At 67.5% G+C, this 15,997-nt stretch carries 16 protein-coding genes; 9 read left to right on the forward strand and 7 right to left on the reverse strand.

Annotated elements, in window-relative coordinates; genetic code table 11:
- Positions 1-68: 68 nt before the first annotated feature.
- Positions 69-446, reverse strand: coding sequence for a RidA family protein (locus C2U31_RS06250; protein ID WP_103272050.1), 378 nt, complete (start codon positions 444-446; stop codon positions 69-71).
- Positions 447-481: 35 nt separating this feature from the next.
- Positions 482-1,618 (reverse strand): FAD-binding oxidoreductase, encoded by a 1,137-nt coding sequence (locus tag C2U31_RS06255; RefSeq protein WP_103272051.1) that lies wholly within the window; start codon positions 1,616-1,618, stop codon positions 482-484.
- Positions 1,619-1,795: 177 nt separating this feature from the next.
- Here C2U31_RS06255 and C2U31_RS06260 point away from each other — a divergent pair, with 177 nt between their 5' ends.
- The 4 genes from C2U31_RS06260 to C2U31_RS06275 all read left to right on the forward strand — a co-directional run bounded on the left by C2U31_RS06260 (position 1,796) and on the right by C2U31_RS06275 (position 4,744).
- Positions 1,796-2,569 carry a spermidine synthase gene (locus C2U31_RS06260; protein ID WP_103272052.1) on the forward strand — a complete coding sequence of 258 codons (774 nt, stop codon included), beginning with the start codon at positions 1,796-1,798 and terminating at the stop codon, positions 2,567-2,569.
- A gap of 314 nt (positions 2,570-2,883) precedes the next feature.
- On the forward strand, positions 2,884-3,561 hold the full coding sequence (locus C2U31_RS06265; protein WP_103272053.1) for a CsgG/HfaB family protein: 678 nt from the start codon (positions 2,884-2,886) through the stop codon (positions 3,559-3,561).
- 14 nt (positions 3,562-3,575) lie between these two features.
- Entirely contained in the window at positions 3,576-4,091 is a 516-nt protein-coding gene (locus C2U31_RS06270) for a DUF4810 domain-containing protein (RefSeq protein WP_233772668.1), read from the forward strand.
- A 2-nt stretch (positions 4,092-4,093) separates the two neighbouring features.
- Positions 4,094-4,744: a DUF799 domain-containing protein gene (locus C2U31_RS06275; RefSeq protein ID WP_103272054.1), complete on the forward strand. Its 651-nt coding sequence runs from the start codon at positions 4,094-4,096 to the stop codon at positions 4,742-4,744.
- A 143-nt stretch (positions 4,745-4,887) separates the two neighbouring features.
- On the opposite strand, the gene C2U31_RS06280 is transcribed toward C2U31_RS06275, so the two are convergent.
- The gene (locus tag C2U31_RS06280; RefSeq protein ID WP_103272055.1) at positions 4,888-5,814 is read right to left on the reverse strand and encodes a DMT family transporter; all 927 of its coding nucleotides are present in this window, start codon (positions 5,812-5,814) and stop codon (positions 4,888-4,890) included.
- Positions 5,815-5,886: 72 nt separating this feature from the next.
- On the opposite strand from C2U31_RS06280, the gene C2U31_RS06285 reads away from it, so the two are divergent.
- A complete protein-coding gene (locus tag C2U31_RS06285) occupies positions 5,887-6,435 on the forward strand; it encodes an XRE family transcriptional regulator (protein WP_103272056.1) in 549 nt (182 codons plus the stop codon).
- Between the two features lie 134 nt (positions 6,436-6,569).
- Here C2U31_RS06285 and C2U31_RS06290 read toward each other — a convergent pair whose 3' ends face one another.
- On the reverse strand, positions 6,570-7,055 hold the full coding sequence (locus C2U31_RS06290) for a GNAT family N-acetyltransferase (protein ID WP_103272057.1): 486 nt from the start codon (positions 7,053-7,055) through the stop codon (positions 6,570-6,572).
- 121 nt (positions 7,056-7,176) lie between these two features.
- Between C2U31_RS06290 and C2U31_RS06295 the strand changes: the two genes are divergently transcribed.
- The 3 genes from C2U31_RS06295 to C2U31_RS06305 all read left to right on the forward strand — a co-directional run bounded on the left by C2U31_RS06295 (position 7,177) and on the right by C2U31_RS06305 (position 8,842).
- A complete protein-coding gene (locus tag C2U31_RS06295) occupies positions 7,177-8,091 on the forward strand; it encodes a LysR family transcriptional regulator (protein WP_103272058.1) in 915 nt (304 codons plus the stop codon).
- 107 nt (positions 8,092-8,198) lie between these two features.
- Complete coding sequence (gene vapB / locus C2U31_RS06300) at positions 8,199-8,432, forward strand: type II toxin-antitoxin system VapB family antitoxin (RefSeq protein WP_103272059.1); 234 nt, start codon at positions 8,199-8,201, stop codon at positions 8,430-8,432.
- Positions 8,432-8,842 carry a type II toxin-antitoxin system VapC family toxin gene (locus tag C2U31_RS06305; protein ID WP_103272060.1) on the forward strand — a complete coding sequence of 137 codons (411 nt, stop codon included), beginning with the start codon at positions 8,432-8,434 and terminating at the stop codon, positions 8,840-8,842. Before vapB ends, C2U31_RS06305 begins: the two co-directional genes overlap by 1 nt.
- 57 nt (positions 8,843-8,899) lie before the next feature.
- Here the strand turns inward: C2U31_RS06305 and C2U31_RS06310 are convergent, their stop codons facing one another.
- The 3 genes from C2U31_RS06310 to C2U31_RS06320 all read right to left on the reverse strand — a co-directional run bounded on the left by C2U31_RS06310 (position 8,900) and on the right by C2U31_RS06320 (position 14,414).
- Positions 8,900-10,777, reverse strand: coding sequence for a methyl-accepting chemotaxis protein (locus tag C2U31_RS06310; RefSeq protein WP_103276280.1), 1,878 nt, complete (start codon positions 10,775-10,777; stop codon positions 8,900-8,902).
- 244 nt (positions 10,778-11,021) lie between these two features.
- A complete protein-coding gene (locus C2U31_RS06315; protein WP_103272061.1) occupies positions 11,022-13,112 on the reverse strand; it encodes an EAL domain-containing protein in 2,091 nt (696 codons plus the stop codon).
- 183 nt (positions 13,113-13,295) lie between these two features.
- The gene (locus tag C2U31_RS06320; RefSeq protein ID WP_103272062.1) at positions 13,296-14,414 is read right to left on the reverse strand and encodes a GTPase family protein; all 1,119 of its coding nucleotides are present in this window, start codon (positions 14,412-14,414) and stop codon (positions 13,296-13,298) included.
- 172 nt (positions 14,415-14,586) lie between these two features.
- On the opposite strand from C2U31_RS06320, the gene C2U31_RS06325 reads away from it, so the two are divergent.
- Positions 14,587-15,996 carry an amino acid permease gene (locus C2U31_RS06325; RefSeq protein WP_103272063.1) on the forward strand — a complete coding sequence of 470 codons (1,410 nt, stop codon included), beginning with the start codon at positions 14,587-14,589 and terminating at the stop codon, positions 15,994-15,996.
- The last annotated feature ends 1 nt before the right edge of the window (position 15,997 follow it).

Below are 15,997 nucleotides of genomic sequence, written 5' to 3' on the forward strand. Positions count from 1 at the left end.
CTGCCACTCCATGTCGAGCGTTTGCAGGGTGCGCGAGGCCGGCGCGCGTGGGATTGCTTGCGGGGAAATCAGGTCCGGTCGCCGACCCAGGCCTGCACTTCGATCTCCACGTCCACTTCCAGCGCCAGCCGTGCCTCCACCGTGGAGCGCGTCGGGAAGTCGGCCGGGAAATGCTCTCGGTAGGCTTCGTTGAAATCGGCGAATTGCGCCAGGTCGGCCAGCCAGACGGTCACGCGCACCACGTCGGCCAGGCTGGCATTGGCCAGCGCCAGCGTGTCCTTGATGCGGGCGATGGCCGCGTGGGTCTGTTCGCGGATGTCGCCGCGCACGACCTTGCCGTCGGCATCCATCGGGATCTGGCCAGACAGGAACAGGAAGCCGCCGGCGCGGGTGGCGCGCGAGAACGGCAGCGGCAGGGTGCTGGGATAACGGGTGATGGCGGTCATGGGGACTTCCGGAAAACGGGTGGAATGAAAGAGGATCAGCGCAGGCGGCCCGGGCGCATGGCCCGGGCGTCGACGCCATGCGCGCGCAGCGCGTCGGGCACTGGCTGGCGCTCGACCAGCGCGGCCGCCAGTTCCGAGGCCGCGGCGGCGGTCTGGATGCCGTAGCCGCCCTGCGCCGCCAGCCAGAAGAAGGCCGGCGCGGCCTCGTCCCAGCCAACCACGAAGTCGCCGTCGCGCACGAAGGAGCGCAGGCCGGCCCAGGTGTGCTTGGGGCGCCGTATCGTCAGCGAGGTAGCTTCCTCGATGCGGTAGATGCCGGTGGCCACGTCCAGTTCCTCCGGCGCCACGTCGTGCGCCTCGACCGGATCCGCGTTGGCCGGCGAGCCCAGCAGCTGACCGGCGTCGGGCTTGAAGTAATAGCTTTCGTCGACGCCCACCACCGCCGGCCAGGCGGAGAAATCCACGTCGGGCGGACCGTTGAAGGTGAAGGCGGTGCGGCGGCAGGGCTGCAGGCCGACCGGCGCGGCGGCGCACAGCGCGGCCACGTGATCGGCCCAGGCGCCGGCCGCGTTGATGATGGCGCGCGCGCGCAGCGTGGCGCCGTCGGCCAGCGTCAGCGTCCAGACGCCGTCGGCATGGCTGGCCGCGCGCAGCTCGGCATTGGCGCGCAGGGTGGCGCCGCGCGCCCGCATGCCGCGCAGGAAGCCCTGGTGCAGGCCGTGCACGTCGATGTCGCGCGCGTCCGGCTCCTCCAGCGCGCCGCACAGCTGCTCGGCGCGCAGGCAGGGCACGCGCGCGGCGGCGGCCTGCGGTTCGATCAGGCGGACGTTGTCGGAATGCCGGCGGAATTCGTCATAGGTCTGTTGCAGCAGGTCGCGCTGTTCGGCGGTGGCCACGTACAGCACGCCGCGCGGGTGCAGCAGCGGATGTTCGGTGAAGCCCTCGGGCGGATTCTCGTAGAACGCGCGGCTGGCGCGGGTCAGCGCCTGGATCTGCGGCGTGCCATAGGTTTCCATGAACATGGCCGCCGAGCGGCCGGTCGAGTGGTAGCCGGGCTGCGCCTCGCGCTCCAGCACGATCACGCTGGCATGCGCGCTCAGGCGATAGGCCACGGAAGCGCCGGCGATGCCGGCGCCGATCACTGCATAGTCCGAAATGAGGTCTGGGTTCATCGCTGCGTCGAAGAGAATTCTATTATTTGATAATTCTCGAATACGATAATTAGATGGTGGCACGGAGGTAATAGGGGGTTGTACGGATGGCGCGGCCGTGCCTTCGCCGCCCCGCCAACCGCCCGGGCGCGCGCGGTGCTATCGTTCGCCCGTCTTTCCGCAACGCCGCGCCGCTTCATGTCCGACCATCCCGCCGCTTCCGCCCCGCCGTCCTCCATTCCCGACAGCGAGTCGCGACCCTTCGTGCGCGACGTGGGCGACCGGCGCTCGCTGCATTTTTCCGAGCAGGTCATCCAGAGCAGCATGTCGCTGCTGAACCCGGACGCGCTGGAGCTGGAGTACACGCGCATGATGATGGGCTTCTTGCTGTTCAACCCGGAGCCCGACCGCATCGTGATGGTGGGCCTGGGCGGCGGCTCGCTGGCGAAGTTCTGCCATCGGCACCTGCCGCGTTCGCAGGTCGAGGCGCTGGAGATCAATCCGGCGGTCATTGCGCTGCGCGGCGATTTCATGGTGCCGCCGGACGACGAACGTTTCCGCGTCATCGCCTGCGACGCGGCCGAATTCCTGGGCGGCGCGTCGGACCACGCCGACGTGATCCTGCTCGACGGCTTCGGCGACCAGGGCATGCCCGACGCGCTGTGCTCGGAGGCGTTCTATGCCGATTGCCTGCGCGCCTTGCGCGACGACGGCCTGCTGGTGATCAACTTCCACGTCAATCATCCGCTCTACCATGAGTACCTGGCCCGCGTGCGCGAGTCCTTCGGCGCGGCGATGTTCGAGGTGGTGGACGACGACATGACCAACAGCATCGTGTTCGCCTGCAAGGGCGATCTGCTGGACGATCCGGCGTCGGCGCGGCTGCGTCGGCCCGAGGCGCTGTCCAAGGATGCATGGCGTCAGTTGATGCCGACCTTGCGCGTCATCGGCGCGACGCTGACGCTGCGCTAGACGAGCCCACCGTCGGCCGGCGCGGGAAGTTGGGCCGACGGCGCGTCTGCGGCTTGCCGTGGCCGCGACCCGGCCGGTCGCGATTTCGGACTATTCCCATTTCCGCATTCCCTGGCGGTCGCTAGAGTGGCCGCCAGCGGTTGCGCGTTTCCGCGTGGCGCGAACCGGCAAGGGCTTGATTCCTGAAAAATGACGCCAAAGGGTCCGTCACTTCAAATTATTTAAGTTGTTAAAAGTTGTATATATTGCGGCTTCGATAAATGTCACGCAAGCGGCCCGGTTAGAGGCCTAGGGAAATTCTCAGGAGAAGCTTGATGTTCGGTACGGTAGTGAAAGCAGGAACGCTGGCCCTGGTGTCGGTGTTGATGGCGGGTTGCGCAACGGAGCGGTCGAAGTCCGTCGCCGTGCCCGCGACGGTGGCGGCAAGCACGCCTTACCAGGGCCCGCGCAGCCCGATTTCCGTGGGCAAGTTCGACAACCGCACGGACTTCCTGCGCGGCGTGTTCTCCGACGGCGTGGATCGCCTCGGCGGCCAGGCCAAGACCATCCTGACCAGCCATCTGCAGCGCACCGGCCGCTTCCAGGTCATGGATCGCCAGAACCTGTCCGAGATCGCCCAGGAAGCCGCTTTCAACAAGCAGGCCAACAAGATCAAGGGCGCGCGTTACGTCGTCACCGGCGACGTCACGGCCTTCGGCCGCAAGGTGACCGGCGACCAGCAGCTGTTCGGCATCCTGGGGCGCGGCAAGGAGCAGGTGGCCTACGCCAAGGTCGATCTCAACGTCGTCGACGTGACCAGCTCCGAAGTCGTCTATTCCGCATCGGGCGCGGGCGAGTACAGCTTGTCCAACCGTGAAGTGATCGGCTTCGGCGGCTCGGCCGGCTACGACTCCACGCTCAACGGCAAGGTGCTGGACCTGGCCATCCGCGAAGCGGTGGATCGCCTGGTCGACGGCATCACGCAAGGCGCCTGGGCGCCCACCGCCAACTAAAAGGGGAATCCATCATGATGAAGACGATGGCGCAGCCGCGCCGGACGGCGTTCGCCCGTACGGGTCGCGCGCTGGCGATCACGGCATTGGCCGGCCTGCTGGGCGCTTGCGCGCAGCAGCCCAAGAGCCTGTACACCTGGGAAGGCTATCAACCCACCGTGTACGCCTACCTGAAGGAAGACGGCAACGATTACGCCGTGCAAGCGCAGACGCTGGAAAAGAGCGTCGAGAAGGCGCGCGCCACCAACCGCGAACTGCCTCCCGGCTTTCGCGCGCACCTGGGCATGCTGTACCTGAAGATGGGCGACGGCGAAAAGGGCGTCGAGCAGCTGCAGGGCGAAAAGCAGGCCTTTCCCGAATCCACGCCGTTCATGGACTTCCTGATGCGCAACGCGGGCAAGTCCGCCGCCGCGCCGCAAGCGCAGGCCGCAACGCCTGCCGCCGAATCCGTCGCCAGGAACGAGCCGGGCGCCAAGTCCGAACCCGCCGCCCAGACCGAGCCGGCCGCGCCGAAGAAGAAGGGGAACTGATCATGATGAAATCACTGCGCCTGGCCATGCTGGCCATCGTCGCCCTGCTCGCCGGTTGCGCCGGCCCGCAGCGCAACGTGGACTACACCGCGTTCCGTGAAAGCAAGCCGGCTTCCATCCTGGTGCTGCCGCCGCTGAACACGTCCGTCGACGTGGCCGCGTCCGCCGCCGTGCTGTCGCAAGCCACGCTGCCGCTGGCCGAGTCCGGCTACTACGTGGTGCCGGTTGCCGTCATGGAAGAGACCTTCCGCCAGAACGGCCTGACCACGCCGGATGACATCCACGCCGTGCCCGCCGCGCGCCTGCGCGAGATCTTCGGGGCCGACGCCGCCTTGTACATGACCGTCAAGGAATACGGCGCGAGCTACAAGGTGGTGTCGAGCGACGTCACCGTGTCCATCGACGCGACGCTGCTGGACCTGCGCAGCGGCGCCAAGCTGTGGGACGGCCACCAGACCCTGAGGCAAGGCAGCAGCAGCAACAGCGGCGGCCTGATCGGCATGCTGGTGCAGGCGGTGGTGGATCAGGTGGTCAACTCGTTGTCGGACCGCAGCTATGGCGTGGCCGGCATGACCAGCAACGCCCTGCTCAGCGCCGGCACGCAAGGCGGCATCCTGTATGGTCCGCGTTCGCCGCGCTACGCCGGGCAGTAGGCCCTTCGCCAGCGGTCGCGTGCCGCTGGCGTTTGCGGGACAGCACACCAGGCCCCGTTCGCCGTCTTGAATCGGCGCGCGGGGTTTTCTTTTGCCGGCTCGCCGCCATGCGTGGCGAATCCGGCGGTTGCCGGTGTGGTGGCTCAAGCCTGTCCGGCCGTCGCGGATGCCCGCGCGCGCCGCAGACGCGGCTTCCATTCGCTGACGATCACGCCCAGCACTACCAGCGCGCCGCCGACCAGCGCCAGCGGCGCCAGCCGCTCGCCGGCGATGCGGCCGAAGATGCCGGCCCATACCGGCTCGCCGGCATAGATCAGCGTGGCGCGCGCGGGATCGACCGTGCGCTGCGCCCAGTTCATGGTCAGCTGGATCAGCGCGCTGGCGCAGCCCAGCGCCACGGCCAGGCCGGTGAGCGTCCAGGAGAACGGCGGGATCTCGGTCTCGCCGGCCAGCGGCATCAGCGCGAAGGCCGCGATCGACGCGGCCGCCAGTTGCAGCACGGTGACGCGGCGCAGGTCCACGCTGCGCGCGTAATGGCTGATGAGCAGGATCTCGGCGGCGATGGCCACCGCGCCGGCGATGGTGATGAGCTGGCCGTAGCTGAACGAGATCGAGGCGGGGTTGTTGCCGGTCAGCAGCATCAGGCCCATGCAGGCCAGCGCCACGCCGACCCAGGTCATGGCGCGCGGCGCGCGCCGCAGCACCAGCCATTGCAGCAGCGGCACCGCCGGCACGTACAGGGCGGTGAGGAAGGCCGATTCGCTGCTGGTGATGTGCTGCAGGCCGATGGTCTGGCCGCCGTAGCCGGCCACGATGGCCAGGCCGACCGCGCCGCCGGCCCGGACTTCGCGCCAGGTGATGCCGCGCAGCGAACGCAGCGACACCAGTCCCACGGCCAGGGCCGCGGCGGCGAAGCGGCAGCCGACGAAGAACATGGGCGTGCCCGCGGTGAGCGCGTGCTGCACGGCCAGGAAGGTGCCGCCCCAGACCACGGTGATCAGGACGAGCGCGGCTTCGGGCGCCCTGCGCGCAAGCAGGGAGGGAGACGGGGGCGTGGGGGTGTTGTGCATGATATTGCACAATATCGGATGTGGTATTTTTGCGCAATATATTGCTCATGCGTTTGCGCAAGGAGAATCGCCATGCCGTCGAACCAGGTGCTCGAACACGTGGCCGCCAATCTCAGGCGCCTGCGCGATGGGCAAGGCCTGAGCCAGCAGGCGCTGGCCGATGCGGCGGGCGTGAGCCGCCGCACCATCGCCGGCCTGGAGGCCGGCGACGCCAACATCAGCCTGGCCAAGCTCAGCCTCATCGCCACGGCGCTGGGCGCCAACTTCACCGCCCTGGTCAGCCCGGCCGGCCGCGCGCCCGATCAGGCGCCCGACGTGCTGACCTGGCGCGGCCAGCTTGCCGGCAGCCAGGCGGTGCTGCACTGCTCGGCGGCCGCCTCGCATCAGGTGGAACTATGGTCCTGGACCCTGGCGCCCGGCGAGCGCTACCAGGCCGAGGCCGACCCGGAAGGCTGCGTCGAGATGCTCTACGTGATCGAGGGCGCGCTGACGCTGGAGCTGGCCGGACAGGAGCGGGTCATACCTGCGGGGGCGACCACGTCTTTCGCCAGCTCGGTGTCCTATGCCTACGCCAACCGGCAGGCGGGCGTGCTGCGCTTCATTCGCAACCTGGTGATTTAGGGCGCGCCAGCCGGGCGACTGGCGCTGGCGGGAGCGTTCCCGCAGGCGGTCCGCCGTTCCATGGCCGGCGCTCCGAGGGCTGTCGATTCCGTGGGCGGTGATGCCGCCGCCGTCCGACAGCCCAGCCCGACGTTTCAGTCCGAGCCGGCGGCGAAGCCCGTAAGCGCCTCGCCGTGCATGCGGTAGCGCACCCACTCGGCCTGCGGCCGCGCGCCGATCGACTGGTAGAAGTCGATGGCTGGCTGGTTCCAGTCCAGCACGCTCCATTCGAAGCGGCCGCAGCCTTCCTCGACCGCGACCCGCGCCAGATGGCGCAGCAGGCGCTTGCCGGCGCCGATGCCGCGGCTGGCGGGCGAGACGTACAGGTCTTCCAGGTACAGCCCTTTCCTGGCCTGCCAGGTCGAGTAGTTGAAGAAATAGATGGCGTAGCCCACCGGCTGCCCGTCCGCTTCGCAGATCAGCGCGCGCGCGGGCGTGCCGGCGCCGAACAGGCTGCTGGCCAGGGTCTCGACGGTGGCTTCGACCTGGTCGGCGGCCTTTTCATAGACGGCCAGCTCGGTGATGAATCGCAGGATCAGCGCGCAGTCCTGTTCGGTGGCGGGGCGGATGGAAATCGTCATGGGAGCGCTACGGAGAAAATCGAAAGGGCGGCGCATGGCCGCGCGGAATGGCAAACCGACGATGATAGGGATGCGGGTGTCAGTGCATCAAGTGCATTATTTTCAGCAGATAATGCATGTTATGCATTCTGATCTGAGACGCCTGGACCTGAACCTGCTGGTGGCGCTGGATGCCCTGCTGCGTCGCCGTTCGGTGAGCGCCGCCGCCGACGAACTGGCCATGAGTCCGTCCGCGCTGAGCCACGCGCTGGCGCGTCTGCGCGTCGCGCTGGACGACGAGCTGTTCGTGCGCATCGGCAACGCCATGCAGCCCACCGCCCATGCCGAGCGGCTGGCCGGGCCGGTCAGCGCCGCGCTGGCGCTGCTTTCCAACGGGCTGGCGCAGGCGGGCCGCTTCGACCCGGCCACCAGCGACCGCTGCTTCACCCTAGCGGCCACCGACTACACCACCTTCGCCATGCTGCCGGCCCTGGTCGCGCAAGTGCAGGATCTGGCGCCGCGCCTGCGCTTCCAGATCGTCCACGCGCAAAACCAGGACTACGCCGAGGACCTGGCCTCGGGCCGGCTGGATTTCGCGCTGGGTTATGTGGAAGACATGGCCGAGCCCGCTCCCGGCATCGAGAGCTTCGACTGGCTGACCGATCACTACGTGGTGATCGCCAGCCGGGATCATCCTCGGATCCGGTCCGCGCCCAGCCTGGACGCCTACCTGGCCGAGCGCCACGTGGCGGTGCGCCCCTGGGGCGAGGCCGGCGGCCATATCGACAAGCTGCTGGAGCGTCGCGGACTGCGCCGCGACGTGGCGGTGCAACTGCCCTCGGTGCTGGTCGCGCCCTTCATCGTGGCCGGCTCGGCGCTGATCATGACGGCGCCGCGCCAGGCGGCGCGCACGCTGGGCGCGGTGGCGTCGATCGTTGAGTATCCGCCGCCCTTCGAGATCCCGCCCTTCACGCTGAAGGCCTACAGCCACGTGCGCCAGCGCAGCGCGGCGCATGCCTGGCTGCGCGAACAGCTGCTGCGCGCGATTCCGCTTTGATCGGGCGGTTGCCGCTAGGGCCACTGGCAGTTTTGACAGCTTGAACGACGAAATAAGGTGCTATATACTTAAGCTATATACAATTTCCCGTCCACAGGAGTTGCGACATGGCAATTGGCACGGTCTTTATCAACAACCGCACGCAGGCCGTCCGGCTTCCGCTGGAAGTCCGGCTGCCAGAGGGCGTGCTCAAGGTGGAAATACGAGTCAGGGGAAATGAGCGCATCATTGCGCCGGTTGGACAGATCTGGGACAGCTTTTTTCTGAACGGCCCCGCTGTCAGCGATGATTTCATGTCCGAACGTGCCAGCCAGGATCAAGCCGAGCGAGAGTCGCTCTGATGCTGCGCTATCTGCTGGACACGAACATCGTTATCTATGTCTTGAAGCGGCGTCCCATCGAGGTGCTGTCCATTTTCAATGCCAATGCGGGCCGCATGGCGATCTCCTCGATTACCGCGGCGGAGCTGTTGCATGGCGCGGAGAAAAGCAACCGTGTCAGTGAGAACCTGTCCACCGTTGAGGATTTTTGCAGCCGCCTGGATGTCTTGCCCTATGGCCTCAAAGCGGCGCAGCACTACGGGGCGATCCGTTCCGCCCTGGAACGGCTGGGTCAGCCCATTGGGGTAAACGATCTGCACATCGCAGGCCATGCACGTAGTGAAGGCTTGGTGCTGGTATCGAACAACGTATCGGAATTCGCCCGCGTTCCCGGGCTTGAAGTAGAGAACTGGGTCAGTCCCAGCCTCTGAGCAGCTTTTGGGGTAGAAGGCCCGACGCCGATCAGCGCGGGCCCGTCATGCACCTTATCAGTTCAACGCCAACATGGCTCCCGGCGCCACCTGCGGCGCGCCGCGAGTCGTTGCGTGGCTGGCGACTTCATGGCTGTCGAGCTTGAAGCCGCCCACCAGCTGCGCCAGGTGCGCGGCTTGTTCCTGCAGCGTCTGCGCGGCGGCGGCGGCCTGTTCCACCAGCGCGGCGTTCTGCTGCGTGGCGTTGTCCATCAGGCCGATGGCGTTGCCGATCTCCGAGATGCCGGTGCGCTGTTCTTGGCTGGCCAGGTCGATCTCGCCGACGATGCTGGTCACGCGCTCGACGCTGCCCACCACCTGATCCATGGTGCCGCCGGCCTGGCGCACCAGCGAGTTGCCGGTGCGGATCTGGTCGACCGAGGATTCGATCAGCGTCTTGATCTCGCGCGCGGCGGTGGCGCTGCGTTGGGCCAGCGTGCGCACTTCGCCGGCCACCACGGCGAAGCCGCGGCCCTGTTCGCCGGCGCGCGCGGCTTCCACCGCCGCGTTCAGCGCCAGGATGTTGGTCTGGAAGGCGATGCCGTCGATCACGCCGATGATGTCGACGATCTTGCGCGCCGAGGCGTCGATGCCGTCCATGGTGTGCACCACCTGCTGCATCACCGCGCCGCCCTGGCCGGCCACGCGCGAGGCGTCGCTGGCCAGGTTGGCCGCCTGGCTGGCGTTGTCGGCGTTGTGCTGCACGGTCGAGGTGATCTCTTCCATGGCCGCGGCGGTCTGCTCCAGCGAGCTGGCCTGCTGCGAGGTGCGGTCGGACAGGTCATGGTTGCCGCTGGCGATCTCCAGGCTGGCGGTGCGCACGGAGTCGGCCGCCACGCGGATCTCGCGCAGGATCGTGGCGATCTTGTCGGCGAATTGATTGAATGCGGCGCCGATCCGGGCCAGCTCGTCACCGCCCTCGGCCGGCAGCCGGCGCGTCAGGTCGCCGTCGCCGCTGGCGATGTCCTGCAGCGCGTATTGCACCTGGGGCAGGCCGCGCAGCTGACGCTTGACCGCCATCGTCACGAAGGCCACGGCCAGCAGCAGCGCCAGCGCGGTGATGGACGCGGCCAGCTTGACCATCATGGTGACCGGCTCGTTGGCCTGGGCGCGGTCGATGGCGATCACCAGCGTCCAGGGCGTGCCTTCCACGGCGCTGGCGTACAGCAGCTGGCTGACGCCGCCGATGTCCTGTGTCAGCGAGCTGCCGCTGTTCCTGGCCAGCTGTTGCAGCTGGCCCAGGTCCAGGCCGGGATCGATGGCGGTGACCGGCTTGAGCGCCAGCTTGACGTCCGGGTGGGCCAGGATCTGGCCCTGTCCGTCCAGCAGGAAGGCGAAGCTCTTGGGCGTGGCCTGGATGGCCGCGACCATCTTGGCCATGCTGTCGAGCAGCATGTCGGTGCCCACGGCCGCGACCACGCGGCCGTCCTTGCGCACCGCCTCGACGAAGCTCATGCACAGCTTGCCCGACGCGGCGTCCACATAGATCGGCGTGATGGCCGGCCCGTTGGTCTGGGCGGCCTGCTGGTACCAGGCGCGCGCCGGGCCATCGAAGCCATCCGGCATGGCGTGGTTGAAGATGTAGCGCTTGTCGGCGTAGACGATATAGGCGTCATCGAAGCCGCCGGCCTGCTGCGCGGTCGCGGCCATGGTGTGCGCGATGGCTTCGGGCTGGTCGACGGCGTTCTTCAGCGAGCTGGTGACGCGCTGCTTGTCGCGCACCCAGGCGGACAGTTCATTGGCGTGATTGCGCGTGATCTGGCCGATATTGTGGTCGACCTGATCGAAGGTATTGTCGCGGGCCACTAGCACCGTGGCCAGGGAAAGCGACAGCATGGAAAGAATGGTGATCGCCACGCAGAGGGCGATGAGGCGGTTGCGTATGGACTTGAACATGGTGCGGCCCCGATGGCTGTCGACATCGCGGCGGCACGGAAAGCCGCCGCATATGAGGCGCAGCGTAAGGTCGGCGCGGTGCAATCAACCCTGGGATCAAGGGCGCGCCTGCCGTCCAGTTCGTCATTTTGGCCAGACCCTGCCGGGGCCACTGTAACAGGGACGTATTGCCGCCGTATGGCGTTGCCGCGCGCGCCTGCGGGTTGTCCCGCAGGCGTGCTGTCACACAGGCGTTTACGGCGGATTACGTCGACGTCGGCGGCGTGGCGCCGGGCTCGTGCGACACCGGGCGTCCCAGCAGGTAGCCCTGGAAGTGGGTACAGCCTTCCTCCGTCAGCCGGCGCAGCTGGGCCGGGGTTTCCACGCCCTCGGCGGTGGTGGGGATGTCCAGGCTGCGTCCGATGCCGTTGATGGCGCGGATGATGGCCAGCGCCTCGCGGCTGGACTCCACGTCCTGGGTGAAGGACTTGTCGATCTTGATCTTGTCGAACTCGAAGCTGCGCAGGTAGCTCAGCGAGGAATAGCCGGTGCCGAAATCGTCCAGCGCCACCTTCACGCCCATGTCCTTGAGCCGGGTCAGGGTGGACAGGTTGGCCGCCGAATTGGCCAGCAGCACCGATTCGGTGATCTCCAGCTCCAGCCGGTCGGCCGGCAGGCCGGACGTGGTCAGCGCCGATTCCACCAGCGACACCAGCGCGCTGTTGGCGAACTGGCTGGCCGACAGGTTGACGGCCACGGTTTCATGCGGCTCCCAGCGCATGGCCTCGCGGCAGGCCTCGTGCAGCGTGAAGGCGCTGAGCTCATGGATCAGCCCGGTTTCCTCGGCCACGGGAATGAAGTCGTTGGGCATGATCAGGCCCTTGGTCGGATGTTGCCAGCGCATCAGCGCCTCGCGGCCCACGGTGCGTACATGGCTGGCGTCCTTGATGGGCTGGTAGTGCAGCCGCAGCTGCTGCGAGATGATGGCCTGGCGCAGGTCCATTTCCATCTCGTGGCGCTTGAGCGCGGTGGTCTCCATCTCGGGCTTGAAGAAGGCCATGCCGTTGCGGCCGTTGCGCTTGGCCTCGTACAACGCCATGTCGGCGTAGCGCAGCAGGTGGTCGGCGGTGCATTCCGGCGTGTCGGCCACGGCGATGCCGATGCTGACCGTCACCGGCACGGTGTGGCCGTCGATCTCGAACGGCGCGCGCACGGCGTCCACCAGGCGCTGCGCCATGCGGCGCACGTCCTCGGTCTGCTCGATGTTGGGCAGCACCACGGCGAATTCGTCGCCGCCCAGCCGCGCCAGCGTGTCCTGTTCGCGCAGGACCTTGGGCAGGCGCTTGGCCAGGAGGCGCAGCAGCTCGTCGCCGAACTGGTGGCCCAGCGTGTCGTTGACGCTCTTGAAGTTGTCCAGGTCCAGGCACAGCACCGCGGTGCCGCGGCCGTCGCTGGCCGCGTTCAGCGCCTTGAGCATCTGTTCGCGGAACAGGCGCCGGTTTGGCATGCCGGTCAGCGTGTCGTGGTGGGCCATGTAGCGCACCTGCGCATGGGCGGCGTTCTCGTCGGTGACGTCATCGGCGATCAGCAGCACATAGCGCGAGCGCGGATCGCTGTTGTGGAACACCAGCGTCTTGGTACGCAGCGAGCGCGGGCCCAGCGTGGTGGACAGCTCCTCTTCCTCTTCGCGCATGGCGCCGTCCGAGCGCAGCGCATCATTGCAGAGCCGCTCGAAGAAGGCGCAGGCCTGTTCCGGCAGGCATTCCTGCATGGTCCGGCCGCGCATGTCGGCGCGGTCGACGCCGAACATGGCCTGCACCTGGCGGTTGGCCAGCACGATCCGGCGCGACACCGCGTCCATCACCAGCACGCAGGAAGGGATCTGCGAAATCACCGCGTCCAGGAAGCTCGACAGCGAGCCCAGCTCGGCGTTGTAGCGCTCGGTCATTTCCTTGGCGCGCAGCAGCTGCTGTTCCTGCATGCGGCGCTCGGTCTCGTCGCGCGTGATCTTGGCGTAGCCGAGCAGTTCGCCGCTGTCGCCGTGGATCGCGTCGATCACCACGCTGGCCCAGAACAGGGTGCCGTCCTTGCGCACGCGCCAGCCCTCGGCGGCGAACTTGCCCCGGTCGCGGGCCCGCGCCAGTCCGGCTTGCGGCAGGCCCGAGGCCCGGTCTTCCGGGGTATAGAAGCAGGAGAAATTCTGGCCGACGATCTCGTCGGCCGCATAGCCCTTGGTGCGTTCGGCGCCGGCGTTCCAGTTGGCGACGGTGCCGTCCGGAGACAGCATATAGATGGCGTAGTCCTCGACACCCTGCACCAGGTGCCTGTACATGACGTCCGAATTCGCGATGGTCATAGCTTATGGCCGGTCTTCCGGCATGGGCCGCCGCTGCGGCTGGCATGAAAACATGACGGGATATATGGCTTTACGTCTGCGGAAGCCAAATATTTATCCCGCATATGAAAATGCCAAAAGCCTGCGCATTATTGCGAAGGCCGTCCAACTGTTGCGAAAAAGTACGCCTATCCGGCGCGGTGTTCAGCCTCGGCCGAAGCCCACGCGTTGCTTGAGCGCCTGCGCGATCATCGCGGTGTCGATGTCCTTGCCCGGATGGCGCTGGCAGAAGTCGTAGAGCACCGCCACGTAGGCGTTGCCCAGCAGCTTGGTGAGGGTGGCGGCGGTGGTGGCGGCGATGGTGCCGCCGGCCGCGCTGCCGGCGCCCGGGATCAGCTTGAGCAGGCTGGACACCACCGAGCGGCCGATCAGCGTGGCGGCCGAGGCGCCCAGCGTGGACGTGACCAGCGTGGTGATGGCCGCCGTGTCCAGCTCCATGCCGAAGGTGATGCCGATCTTGGCGATCATGCCGACCTGGATCGGCACCAGCGCGAAGGCGTCGGAAAACGGGATGGGCGCGGCGGCGGCCGACGCGGCCAGGCCGGCGGCGATGTTCACTTCGATCTCAGCCCGCTTTTTTTTTACTTCCAGCGCCTGCTTGTTGCGGGTGGACAGCGCATTGGCGTAGGCGCGCTGCTGCGCCTCGGGGATGGCCTGGGCGGTGGCGGCGATTAGCTCGTCCAGCCCCATGGGCGGCAGATCCGCGTCCAGCTCGTCGATGCGCTCGGGCAGCGCGCGCACCGGCACCACCTGCCGGGCGCGCGGCAGCAACTCGCGCGCGGTGTCGGCGAACGGGCTGTTCTTGCGGGCCTTGGTCAGCACCGTGATGACGGGAATGCCGGCGTCCGCCAGCATGTTGCACAGCGCGATCTCCGCGTCCTCGACGCGGTGGCTGCTGTCCTGGATGCAGAGCCAGGCGATGTGGATGTGGCGTTCCTGATCGGCGGCGGCTCCGCGCTCGCGGATCAGCGCGTCCAGCTCGCGGCGCGAGGCTTCGTAGTCGGCTACTTCCAGGCCGCGCGTGTCGATGATGGTGAGCGGATGGCCGGGCCGGGTGAATTCCTGGGTCGTCGAGGTCACCGGCTTGCCCGCGCCGGTGCGCGCCAGCTCGCCACGGAACACGGCGTTGATCAGCGTGCTCTTGCCCACGCCCGTCTTGCCGGCCACCAGGATGTTGACGCGGCCGGCCCCGCGCGTCGCGGTGCTGATCGCGTCGGCGATGGCGTCTTGCAGGGGCAGCGGATCGGGCATGGGGGCGGGCATCTGGATTGGATTCGTCTGATTCTAATGGGTTCAATCCGTGGAAGTTCGGACGCTTGCCTCGGATAGCCCGGGATTGGACGCCGGGTTAGGGATTACGTCATGTTGTCCCAAGCTTGCCTATACAAGTATAGATATTGCCGATCAGACCAATACCAAAAGAGAGGGGATATCCATGGATGAGCAGACAGGCTTGCGCCGTGGCCTGAGCGCGCGGCACGTGCGCTTCATGGCGCTGGGCTCGGCGATCGGAACCGGCCTGTTCTATGGCTCCGCCGCCGCCATACAGCGCGCGGGGCCGTCGGTGCTGCTGGCCTACCTGATCGGCGGCGCGGCCATCTTCTTCACCATGCGCGCGCTGGGAGAGATGGCGGTGCGCCATCCGGTGCCCGGCTCCTTCGGCCATTACGCGACGCGCTACCTGGGGCCGTACCTGGGTTTCCTGACCGGCTGGAGCTATGCCTTTTCCATGCTGATGGTCTGTCTGGCCGATGTCACCGTGTTCGGCGTGTACATGGGTTTCTGGTATCCGGACACGCCGCGCTGGATCTGGGTGCTGGGCATCGTGCTGTGCATCGGCGGCTTGAACCTGTGCAGTGTGAAGGTGTTCGGCGAGCTGGAGTTCTGGCTGTCCCTGCTCAAGGTCGTGGCGATCCTGGCGCTGATCGCGGGCGGCGCGGCGGTGCTGCTCAGCGGCATGCGCATCGGCGACGCGGACGCCACGGCGCCGGCCCTGGCCAACCTGTGGCAGCACGGCGGCTTCTTTCCCAACGGCATCGAGGGCATGATCGCGTCCTTCACGGTGGTGATGTTCGCCTTCGGCGGCGTGGAGGTCATCGGCATGGCCGCGGGCGAGGCCGGCGATCCCCGGCGCGTCATTCCCAAGGCGATCAATTCGGTGCCGCTGCGCATCCTGCTGTTCTACGTGCTGACTCTGCTGGTGCTGATGGCGATCTTCCCCTGGAGCAAGATCGGCACGCAAGGCAGCCCCTTCGTGCAGATATTCAGCAGCCTGGGCATCAAGGCGGCCGCGGACGTGCTGAACCTGGTGGTGATCTCGGCTGTGATCTCGGCGGTCAACAGCGATATCTTCAGCACCGGGCGCATGCTCTACGGCATGGCGCTGAACGGCCAGGCGCCGGCCGGCTTCGCGCGGGTGTCGCGCTTCGGTGTGCCCTGGATGACGGTGGCGGTGATGGGCGCGGGCCTGCTCGTGGGCGTGGCGCTCAATTACCTGTTGCCCGACGGCCTGTTCATGAAGCTGGCGGCCATCGTGACCTTTTCCGTGGTCTGGGTGTGGCTGATGATCCTGCTGTCGCAGCTGGCCATGCGTCGCCGCCTGGGCCCGGCCGCCGCCGAGCTGGCCTTTCCCGTGCCGCTGTGGCCCTGGGGTCAGCGCTGCGCCGTCGTCTTCATGCTGTTCGTGTTCGCGGTGCTGGCCGCGTTCGAGGATACGCGCGGCGCGCTGTATGTGGGCCTGGGCTGGCTCGCGCTGCTGTCGGCGGCCTATCTCTGGCTGTCCGCGATGCGTCGGCGCGCGGGCGGCGCATCGCGGCCTGACTATGATGATGACAAGGAGGAGTGAC

It is taken from the genome of Achromobacter sp. AONIH1 (assembly GCF_002902905.1).
Lineage (GTDB): Bacteria > Pseudomonadota > Gammaproteobacteria > Burkholderiales > Burkholderiaceae_B > Achromobacter.